This is a genomic window from Pseudomonas iranensis, assembly GCF_014268585.2.
Taxonomy (GTDB): Bacteria; Pseudomonadota; Gammaproteobacteria; order Pseudomonadales; family Pseudomonadaceae; genus Aquipseudomonas; species Aquipseudomonas iranensis.
This window is the reverse complement of sequence record NZ_CP077092.1, coordinates 2765631-2777728: the sequence shown is the minus strand read 5'-3', so window position 1 is coordinate 2777728 and position 12098 is coordinate 2765631. Positions and strand designations below refer to the sequence as shown.

At 65.1% G+C, this 12098-nt stretch carries 1 protein-coding gene; it reads left to right on the top strand.

Annotation, left to right across the window (positions count from 1 at the left end; translation table 11 throughout):
- The first annotated feature begins 361 nt into the window (after positions 1-361).
- Positions 362-12088 carry a BapA/Bap/LapF family large adhesin gene (locus tag HU724_RS12480; protein WP_186569028.1) on the top strand — a complete coding sequence of 3909 codons (11727 nt, stop codon included), beginning with the start codon at positions 362-364 and terminating at the stop codon, positions 12086-12088.
- Positions 12089-12098: the final 10 nt, after the last annotated feature.

Genomic DNA, 12098 nt, shown 5'->3' with positions numbered 1-12098 from the left:
CCCCCCCTCCCACGCTTATTGATTAATACCTTCGCAGACAGGCAACTGCGGAGGGTGGCCTGCGCTTTGAGAAATTCAATATCGCTTAGCCATCATCCTCGGCGATTCCGCCCGGACCTTTTCCAGCGTCCCTTTGGATAATGTCGAAAACGACACATTTTGTTGCACCGAAAAACCGCTTGGATCCAACGTCCCGACAAACGGTAACGACCTGAATAGAACATGTTTTCAGAGAGATAAACGTGGGCAAATGGCCCATCCATGCGCTCGTCAAAAATCAGGCAGCCCCATCTGACACTCCCTATCTATGGTTTTAAAACCATCCGTGGACGTCCGCCCCACCCATTTACAGGGAGTAGTAATGGACAACATCGTCATTGCCGACAAAGCCAATTCTCAGCTCACTGCCCAGAACTGGGGCAATGTTCAGCTCAGTCAGCCGTCAGTTGTACAAATGCCGGTTCGGCCCGATCAATTGGCGTCGACCAGTCGCAGCGGTCAGGATTTGATCGTCAATCTGAAGTCTGGCGAGCAAATCAAAATCTCCAATTTCTTTGTCACCAGCCCTGACGGCGTGCCCAATGACATTGTCTTTCAGGGTGACGACGCGACGCTGTGGCAGGCGCGCTACAGCGCCGAGCCGTTCAATGGCTTTACCTTTGACGAAATCAATTCGCTGGACGAGCTGATCGCTGGCGTCGGTGTGGTGGATGGCGCGACGCCGGCATGGGCGATTGCCGGGCTTGGCCTGTTGGGCGCGGGTGGTGCGGCAGCCGCTGCCGGCGGAAGTGGCGGTGGCGGCGGCGGTGGTGGTGGTGGGGGCGGAGACGCGACGCCTCCTGCGCCCGCGACCGGATTAACCTTGTCGGCCGATGGCAGGGTGCTGAGTGGTTTTGGCGAAGCTGGCAGTGTCGTTCAGGTACGCGATGCGGCCGGCAACCTTTTGGGTTCCGGAACCGTTGGCGCCGACGGCAGTTTCCAGGTCGACCTGGGTACGCCACAGAACAATGGCCAGCCGCTCGACGTCACGCTCACCGACCCTGCGGGCAACGTTTCGACACCCGGTACGGTCACTGCGCCGGATACCACCGCGCCCACCGCGCCTGGCAACCTCGCTGTGAGCGCAGATGGCACGCAACTCGGCGGCACCGGTGAAGTCGGCTCGACCATCCAGGTGCGCGCCGCCGATGGCACGCTGCTCGGCAGCGCCTTGGTTGCGGCGGATGGCACCTTCAGCGTCGTCCTCAGCCCCGCGCAAACCGGCGGTCAGCCGCTGACAGTGAATGCCACCGATGCCGCAGGCAACACCTCGACCGGCGCAACGGTCAGCGCGCCGGAGATTGTCGAACCGACGACGCCAGGCAATCTTGGTTTGAGCAGCGACGGCAGCCAACTGACCGGCACCGCCCGGGCCGGCACCACGATCGAAGTCCGTGCCGCCAACGGCGAATTGCTCGGGCGCGCGGCGGTGGCCGCTGACGGTACTTTCCTGCTGACGCTGATTCGTGCGCAGGCCAACGGTGAAACCTTCAGTGTCGTGGCAGTCAACAGCGCCGGTGCGCAATCGCCGGCCATCACCTTCAATGCGCCGGACATCACCGGCCCCGCCGCTGCTACGGATCTGACGGTGAGCAGCGATGGCCTCTCGGTCACCGGCCGTGGCGAACCCGGCAGCACAGTCAGCGTCACCAATGCCCAAGGCACACTGCTCGGCACGGCTTTAGTCGCAGCCGATGGCTCGTTCACTGTGCAACTCAATGCCGCGCAAATCGATGGTGAGGCGCTGAGCGTGCTGGTCACCGACGCCGCCGGCAACCCTTCGCCAGCAGCGACCGTTATCGCCATTGATCTCGACGGAATGACCCAGCCGAGCGACGTTGCCCTGAGCGTGGATGGCCTGCAGATGAACGGTCGCGGCCAGGTCGGATCAACGATCACGGTACGCGACGCCAACGGCACTATACTCGGCTCGGCAGTGGTCGCTGCGGACGGCACGTTCACGGTGCAACTGAGCAGTCCACAGAACAATGGCGAAACACTGCAGATCAGTGCCAGCGACGCCGCTGGCAACACCTCCGCGCCGCTGAGCTACGTCACACCTGACACCCAAGGGCCGACGGCCGTCTCCGATCTCGCGCTCGACGCTCAGGGGCAGACGCTCACCGGTAAGGGTGAGTTGGGTGCGTCAGTCACTGTGCGCGATCCGGCCGGCAACATCATCGGCACCGGCACGGTGGGTGCCGACGGCAATTTTACCGTTCCACTTTCCACACCACAGACCGATGCGCAACAGCTGCAAGTGATCCAGACCGACGCGGACGGCAATCCTTCGGCGCCGATCAACGTGATCGCACCCGATCTGACCACGCCGGTTGCCGTGACCGATGTAAGCATTTCCGCCAATGGCGCCGTGGTCTCCGGCGCGGGTCAGATCGGTGCGACCGTTACTGTCACTGACACCAATGGGACCGTGCTGGGAACAGCTGTCGTCGGCAGCAACGGCCGGTTCGAAGTCACCTTGTCCTCGCCACAAACCAATGGCCAGAACCTCAGCGTCGTGCAGACCGATGGCTCGCCGTCGGGCTCGCCGGCAGTTCCAGTTGAAGCGCCGGATATCCAGGCCCCAACGGCTCCTTCGGACCTGACGCTGAATGCTGGCGGCACTGAACTGAGTGGCACCGGCGAACCCGGTGCCACGGTGACGGTCAAGGATTCGGCCGGCAATACGCTGGGCACCGTGATCGTCGGCGGCACCGGCGCCTTTACAGTGCCGCTGAACAGCCCACAGATCGAAGGCCAGCAACTGCAAGTCAGCCAATCGGATGGCGTGAACGTTTCCCCCAGCACACCATTGACAGCGACGGACACCACCGCGCCGCTGGCGCCGGACAATGTCGTGCTCGCCAGTAACGGCGTGACCTTGACCGGCACCGGGCAAGCGGGCAGCACCGTAACCGTCAGCGCGCCCGACGGCACGGTGCTCGGCTCTACGGTGGTCGCCAGCGACGGCAGTTTCAGCGTCAACCTGAGCCCGGCTCAGCTCGACGGTCAGGTGTTGAGTGTGATCCAGACCGATGCGAGCGCCCTGCCCTCGCCGGCCACGCCGGTCACCGCACCGGACATCACCGCCCCACCTGCACCGAGCGGTCTGCTCATCGATCCGGCGGGTGCCACCGTCACCGGTACCACGCAACCCAATAACACGGTGCAGGTGCTGGATGCCGACGGCAACGTCATCGGCACCGCGACCGCTGACGGCACGGGCGCCTTCACGGTCAACCTCGACACGGCTCAGACCAATGGCGAAGCCTTGCAAGTCGTGGTGTCGGACGGCGCCAACAGTTCGCTGCCAGGCACAGTTGCCGCGCCGGACAGCACCCCGCCGGCAGCGGTCAGCGATCTCGCGCTCAACCCGGCCGGCACGCAGGTCTCTGGCCTTGCCGAACCGGGCACCACGGTCACCGTCAGTATTGCCGGCGGTGGCGCTGTGCTGGGCACCGCGACGGCCGATGCGGATGGCCGCTTTGTCGTGACCCTCAGCCCACCGGCCGAGCCTGGCGGCAATCTGGAAGTCATCAGCACGGATGGCGGCGGTAATGATTCGCCCGTCGTGCCGCTGGCAGGACTGGACGGTAGCCAGGTCGCGACCCCGACCGATCTGGCCTTGAGTGCCGATGGTTTCACCCTGACGGGCGCCGGAACGTCCGGTTGCACCGTGACGGTGACCAGCAGCAGCGGCACGGTGCTCGGCTCAGGTCTGATCAACAGCTTCGGCCGCTTCACCCTGTTGCTCAGTAGCAAACAGATCAATGCGCAAGTTCTCCAAGTGACGGCCACCAGTCCCGACGGTGACGTGTCGATTCCGGGCACGGTGACGGCGGTCGATGGCACGGCGCCGGACGCTGTGACCAATCTGGCGCTGAATACCAACGGCACGACACTCACTGGACGCGGAGAGGCCGGGGCGACGGTCACTGTTACCGACACTACGGGCACCGTGCTCGGTACTGCACTGGCCGCCAGCAACGGCACGTTCAGCCTGACGCTGACGCCGGCACAACTTAATGGCCAGGCGCTTACCGCGATCCAGAGCGACGCCGCCGGCAACCTTTCGCAACCCGCTGGCATCATCGCCACCGATTTGCAACCGCCCGCCGCAGCGACTGGCGTTTCGATCAATGACGTCGGCACCGTGGTCAAAGGCCAGGGCGAAGCCGGCAGCACCGTGACCGTGCGCGATGCCGCCGGCAATGTTCTGGCCACCGGCGTGGTCGATCAGAGCGGCAACTTCCAGGTCACCTTGCCCAATGCGCAGAACACCGGCGAAACCCTGCAGGTCACCCTGACCGACGCCAATGGCAACGCCTCGACTTCCACTGGCGTGATCACCATCGACGGCACCCCGCCGGCCGCCGTGCAGAATCCACTGATCAGCGCCGATGGCAGCACCCTCAGCGGCACGGGTGAAGCTGGCGCGACGGTCAATGTCACCACCGCCAGCGGCACCCTGCTGGGTAGCGCCGTGGTTGGCGCGGACGGCTCGTTCAGCGTGACCCTGGCGCCAGCGCCGACCAATGGTGAGGCGCTGGCGATCAGCCAGACCGACCCCGCCGGCAACGTCTCGCCATCGACCAGCGTCACCGCACCCGACATCAGCCCACCGGCGGCACTGACCCAAGTCGCGGTGAATGCCGACGGCGTCACCGTCACTGGTCATGGCGAACCGGGCGCCACCGTTTCCGTGCGCAGCGCCGACGGCACCTTGCTCGGCACCGCGCAGGTCGGCAGTGGCGGCGCGTTCACTGTCACGCTGAACGCAGCACAACTGAATGCCGAAGTGCTGACCGTCACTCAGGAAGATCCGCCGGGCAACGTTTCGACGGCGGTTGAAGTCATCGCCGCGGATTTGACCGCGCCGGCGATTCCAAGCGCGTTGACCCTCAATGCTGCCGGCGTGCAACTGGCCGGTAGCGCCGAGGCCGGCAGTACCGTGACCGTGCGCGACAGCCAGGGCAATCTTCTCGGGACCACCACGGCGGCCGCAAACGGCACTTTCCAGATTACCCTCAACAGCCCGCAAACCAATGGCCAGTCGCTGAACGTGACGGCCACCGATGCGGCAGGCAATCCGTCGGCCCCGGCAATCGTCAATGCGGTCGATAGCACGGCGCCGTTGGTAGCGAGCGATCTGGCGGTGAGCGCCAATGGTGCCACCCTGACCGGCATCGGCGAGGTCGGCGCCAGCGTGGAAGTTCGCGATGCCGGCGGTGTTTTGCTGGGTACTGCGACCGTTGCCAGCAATGGCAATTTCAGCGTCACGTTGTCCCCGGCGGCGGTGGCTGGATCGAATCTTTCCGTGGTGCAGATCGATGCTGCCGGCAACACCGGACCGACGGCGCCGGTGACTGCGCCGGGCAATCTGGCGGAAAGTGCACCGACCAATCTGGCCCTCAGCGCCGACGGTCTGACCCTGACCGGCTCGGCCACCGCCGGCAGCACCGTGAGCATTCGCAATGCCTCGGGCGTGTTACTCGGCAGCGCGCTGGTGGCGGCCAATGGCACTTTCAGCGTCACCCTCAACGCCGCGCAACTCAACGGCGAACAGCTGTCTGCCGTGGCAACCTCGAGCACCGGTATCAATTCGTCACCGACCGACTACACTGCTGCCGATATCGCCGCGCCAACGCTGCTCAGCGAACTGAGCCTGGCACCGAACGGCACGGCCCTGACCGGGCGCGGTGAAGCCGGCGCCACGGTGACCGTGCTCGGCACCGGCGGAGCGGTTCTCGGCAGCGCCGTGGTGGCGGCCAACGGCACGTTCAGCGTCAACCTCAGCCCGGCGCAGACTTCGGGTCAGACCTTGAGCCTGAGCCAGGCCGACGCCGCCGGCAACGAATCCAACAGCGTCAATCTGATCGCCCCGGATCTGATCGCGCCCAATGCGCCGGCGGCGCTGGTGGCAAGCACTGACGGCACCTTGCTGTCGGGTACCGGTGAGGCTGGCACCACGGTCAACGTGTACAACGCCGCCGGAGCGCTGGTCGGGACCGGCACCGTGAGCATCGACGGCACGTTTGCGATCACCCTGACCACGCCGCAAGCCAATGGCCAGGCGCTGACCGTGTCGCTGACGGATGCGGCGGGCAACACCTCGGCAGCCACGCCGTTCACTTCGGTCGACAGCACACCGCCAGCGGCCGTTTCGCAACTGAGCATCGGCGGCGACGGCGCAAGCCTGACCGGGCGCGGCGAACCGGGCGCGCAGGTGCGCGTCATCGACAGCGACGGCAACGTGCTTGGCACCGCCGTGGTCAGCGCGACCGGTACCTTCACCCTGCCACTGAACCCGGCGTTGACCAACGCCGAAGTGATCACCGTGGTCCAGGCCGACGCAGCGGGCAACGACTCGCCGGCAGTGAACCTGACCACACCGGACTTCACCCCGCCTGATCCACTGGACAACGTCGATATCAACTCGTCCGGCGCGCTGGTCATCGGTACTGGCGAACCCGGCGCGACCGTCACCGTGCGCGATGCCAACGGCACTTTGCTCGGCACCAGCGTGGTACTCGGCGACGGCACCTTCAGCGTCACCCTCAATCCGCCGCAGATCAATGAACAGATCCTCAGCGTGCAGCAGGCCGATCCACCCGGCAACGTCAGCGCCCCGGTGACGGTCACCGCCCCGGATCTGACCCCGCCAGCGACGCCGGCCGATCTGCAACTGAATGCCGATGGCGGTCTTCTCACCGGTACCGGCGAAGTCGGCGCCACTGTCCGTGTGACGTCGGCCGATGGCACCGAGCTGGGCACCGGCACCGTGGGCAGCGATGGCCGTTTCCAGATCACCGTGACCCCGGTGCAAACCAATGGCCAAGCGCTGTTCGTGGTGTTGGCGGATGCAGCCGGCAATGCCTCGCCTGCCGGCACCCTGACGGCGCCTGACAGCACGCCTCCTGCAGCACTGACCGATGTCGAGATCGACGCCAGCGGCAGCCTGATCACCGGTTCCGGTGCGGCGGGCTCGCAGGTAGTCGTCACCAACGCGGTGGGCACCATCGTCGGTACCGGCACCGTCGCGGCCGATGGCAGTTTCAGCGTGACACTGGATCAGCCGCTGCTCAACGGTGAAGCCTTGTCGGTGATCCAGCGCGATGCCGCAGGTAATCCTTCGCCAATCGTGCCCGTCACTGCGCCGGACATCACCCTGCCCGCTGCGCCCACAGGCCTCGCTCTTACGTCCGACGGCGTGACATTGACCGGTACTGGTGAAGCCGGTGCCACGGTGCGCGTGCTCAGCGCGACTGGCACGGTACTGGGCTCGGCAACCGTGACCGGCAATGGCTCGTTCAGCGTGACCCTCAATCCGCCGCAGGTGAATGGCGAGTTGTTGAGCGTCAATCAGACTGATCCGGCTTCAAACATTTCACCCACAGCACCTCTGCAAGCAGGCGACAGCACTGATCCACTGGAAGTGGCCGACCTCAATGTCAGCCAGGACGGCTTGACCGTCACCGGTACCGGCGAGCCCGGCACAACCGTCACCGTGCTTGACGGCGCGGTGGTGCTCGGCACAGCGACGGTGGCGGCAGACGGCAGTTTCAGCGTCACGTTGTCGGCTGCGCAACTGGATGGCCGCGCGCTCTCGGTAGTGCAAGCCGACGCGCAAAACAACCAGTCCGAGCCCGTACTGGTCGACGCGCCGGACAGCACTGCACCTATCGCACCAACGGTGACATCGCTGACCGGCGCCGGCACCTTGCTCGCCGGGACCGCCGAAGCCGGCAGCACCGTGACTGTGCTGTCCGCCACCGGCACCGTGCTCGGCACAGCGGTGGCATTGGGCGACGGCACCTACACCGTCACGCTGAATCCGGCTCAGGCCAATGGTCAGTTGTTGTCAGTGATCGCGACGGACGAGGCGCAAAACGCATCGCCAGTGCTGCTCTACCCGGCGGCAGATACCACGGCTCCGGATGCCGTCACCGGTCTGACCATCAGCGGCGATCTGAGCCAGCTCGCCGGTCGTGGCGAAGCCGGTGCCAGTGTCGAGGTGACCGATGCGCTGGGAAATGTTGTCGGCACCGGCACGGTCGCGGCCAACGGCACATTCCTGATCGATCTGGATCCGGGCATCACTGCCGGCCAGGTGCTGACAGTGAATCAAACAGACGTTGCGACTAACGTGTCCGCAGACGCCGACCTGACTGTTCCGGCAGTGCCAGCCCCGGCTGCGCCGGACAATCTTGTGCTGACAGCCGACGGCGTGACGCTGACCGGCACGGCGGCGATCGGCACCACCATCAATGTCTACGCGCCGGACAACAGCCTGATCGGCACCGGCGTCACTGGCCCGGATGGCACGTTCAGCGTGTTGCTGACGCCTGCGCAAATCAACGGCCAAAGCCTCGAAGTCACCGCCAACACTGCGTTGGGTGGCGCCTCGCTGCCGACTGAAATCACCGCAGGCGACACTTCGGCGCCGGCGCCACTCAGCGATCTGGCGGTCAATGCCAGCGGCACACTGGTCACCGGTCGCGGCGAAGTCGGCGCCTCGGTGACTATCACCGGCGCTGGCGGCGTGGTGTTGGGCAATGCGACGGTTGGCGCCAATGGCACCTTCAGCGCGCAGCTCAATACGCCGCAGGTCAACGGTCAGGTGCTCAATGCGACACAGACCGATGCGTCCAATAACACCTCATCCGGGCTTAACGTAACGGCGCCCGATATCACTCCCCCGGCCGCTCCGACGGCGCTGGTCCTCAGCGGCGCCGGTCTGGTGCTCGGCGGGCTCGGTGAAGCCGGCGCCATCGTCACCGTGCGCGGTACGGGTGGCACGGTGCTGGGCACGGCGACGGTGGCGGGCAATGGCTCGTTCTCGGTGACCTTGTCATCGGCGCAACTCAACGGCCAGCAACTGAGCGTCACGCAGAGCGATGCGGCGGGCAACGTTTCGCCGGTTACCAACCTCAGCGTCGCCGATACCACCGCGCCAGCGCCGCTGAGCAATGTCAGCCTGAACGGCACCGGCCTGGCCGTCAGCGGCACGGGTGAAGCCGGCGCGACCGTCAGCGTGACCAACGCAGCCGGTACCGTTCTCGGCACCGCGGTGGTCAATGCTGGCGGCACCTTCACCGTACAACTGTCCAGCGCGCAACTGAACGGCCAACAGCTCAACGTCCAACAGGCCGACCCGACGGGCAATCTGTCGCAGGTCTTCAATCTGACGGCCCCTGACGTGCAGGCGCCGATCGCGGCCAGCGGTCTGACGCTCGCTGCCAACGGTCTGACGTTGAGCGGTACGGGTGAAGCCGGTGCGACGGTCAACGTCTACGGCCCGGGCGGCGCGCTGATTGGCACTACTACCGTGGGCAGTGGCGGCACGTTCAGCTTCAACCTGAACACCGCGCAACTCGACGGGCAGCTGTTGACCGTGCGTCTGGTCGACCCGGCCGGCAATCTGTCGCCCAATGCCAGCCTGACAGCGCCGGACATTACCGCACCCGGCGCGCCGACTGGCGTCAGCGTCAATGGCAGCGGCACCGTGCTCACTGGCGTCGGCGTGCCCGGCTCGACCATCAGCGTGCGAGGCGTCGGTGGTGTGGTGCTCGGCACCGCGACCGTCGCCGCCAACGGCAGCTTCTCGGTGACACTGGCCTCGGCGCAGATCAATAGCCAATTGCTCAGCGTCACCCAGGCCGATCCGAGTGGCAACGTATCGGCTGCGGCGACCGCGACGGCGCCAGACCTGACGCCTCCAGCGGCGGCCACGGCGCTGCTGGTCGGTGCCGATGGCCTGACTGTCACCGGTACCGGCGAAGCCGGCGCAACCGTGACCATCAAGTCGGCCAGCGGCGCCGTTCTCGGCACCGCCACGGTCAACAACCTCGGCGTGTTTACCGTCACCCTGAGCAGTGCGCAGATCAACGGCGAAAACCTCACCGTCAACCTCAGCGACGCACGCGGCAACGTTTCGGTGGCCGCCAACGTCATTGCGCCGGATGTCGACGTCAACGCGCCCGTGGTCGCCAGTGATAACCTCGCCGTCGGCACCGTCACCCTGGCTCCGGTCACCGCGTCGCAGACCTTCAACGACTCGTTTACCACGCTACTGGCCGGATTCTCGAAAACCTTCACCTTCACCGTCGCCGGCGGCACGCGTCTTGATCCGACCCTGACGCTGACCACCAGCAGCCTGATTTCGCTGATCGATGGCGTGGTCTATACCCTGCAAGTCAAGGATGCCAGCGGTAACTGGGTGACTCTGGATGTCAACGGCAGCGGCGGCCGGCTTGACCTGATCGCGCTCGCCGGCCAAGGCGTACGGGTCGACATCGGTAACCTGCTGTCAGGCGATTATCGACTGACGGTTTCGAGCACCGGTATCGGCGTGCTGACCACGGTCAATACCCAGCTGCAACTGGATGTCAGCAGCCTGACCCAGTTCAACGGCATTGCCGGGCCAGCGGTGACCGGCAACGTGATCACCAACGTCGGTGTCGATGGCACGGCCGATCAGACCGGCCCGGACAACGGCGCGCAGTTGCAGATATTCAAGAACGGCGCCTGGGTCAGCGCCGGGGCCGGCACCACGGTGCAAGGCCTGTACGGCACGCTGACCATCGACGCCAATGGCAACTACAGCTACAAACCGAACGGCAGTGTTGGCAGCGTCGGCAAGGTCGACGTGTTCAACTACCAACTGGTGCACCCGAACGGCTTGAGCGACACCGCCAATCTGTATGTGCGCATCGACAGCCCGCAAGCCAGCGAAGTGTGGAATGACGCCAACCTCGGCAGCCCGGCGCTGGTGGTGGATGCCACAGCGGACATCGCCTCGACTGACGTCACCCTGATCAACCGCGAAGTCACCACCAACTCTGCCCTTGGCACGTTCAATGTGCTGCTGGGCGGCGGCAGCGGTAACTACAACACGGTGGTCGCGGCCGATACCGTCAGTGACCTGACCGTGGTGGTCAATTCGAGCAACCTGTTGGCGCTGCTCGGTTCGATGACGGTGGGCCTGTACAAGCTCAACACCGCCACCAACCAGTACGTGCTGGTCAAGAGTTACGGCGGCAACGCGCTGGTCAATCTCGGCGGCGGCAACTACGGGATCAAGTTCGACGACCAGACCGCCGGCAGTTATCAGGTGCGGGTGGCAGTGGGCGGCCTCGGCCTGCTGACCAGCGTCAACACCAGCCTGATCAACGTCGCGACCTACAACAATCAGTTCGTGGTCGGCAGCTACACGCCGGTATCGGGCAATCTGCTCACCGACACCGCTGGCGGCGGCGCCGATGTGTTGGGCTCGGTCTATACCTTGCTCAGCGTGCTGGTCGCTGGGAGTTACGTCGCGCCGGGTTACAACGGCGTCTCGCTGGTCGGTAACTACGGCACCCTGGTGGTCCAGGCCAACGGCAACTACACCTACACGCTCAAGGCCGGGCTGACCGATGCGGTGATCGGCCAGGAAGACACCTTCACCTATCAACTCACCCACCCCAACGGCACCGTGGATACCGCGACGCTGACCATCGACCTGAACAAGGCCGGCGCATTCGCCAGCACCGCTTTCTCGGCACTTGCCAGCGATGACCTCGGTCTCGCCCATGCCACTGGCAGTGACCTGATCCAGGGCACCGAGGGCAACGACACCCTCGACGGCTCGCACGGTGGCGCCGTGACCCTGCAAGGTGGCGGTGGCGACGACACGCTGATCATCGCCGATCAGCAATTCACCTCGGTGGACGGCGGCAGCGGCACCGACACCCTGCTCTGGGCCGGTGGTGATGTGTCGATCAACCTCGGCGATCTGCAGAGCAAGATCCACAACGTCGAAATCCTTGACCTCAATCACTCGAGTGCGGTTGCGCTGACACTGAATCTCAGCGATCTGCTGGCGATTACCTCTTCGGACAACAACACCCTGCTGATCAAGGGTGACGACAGGGACAGCGTGCACATGATCGATGGCTGGGTCGCCGATGGTACGCAACAGGCCGACGGCATCGACTATGTTCAATACACGGCACAGGAGGATCCGAGCCACCACTTGTGGGTACAGAACGGCATTCAAGTGGTTTGAAACAAGACAT

What these genes read in the sequence shown, in the direction of transcription:
- HU724_RS12480 (WP_186569028.1), top strand. Translation starts at nt 362, where the DNA reads ATGGACAACATCGTCATTGCCGACAAAGCCAATTCTCAGCTCACTGCC.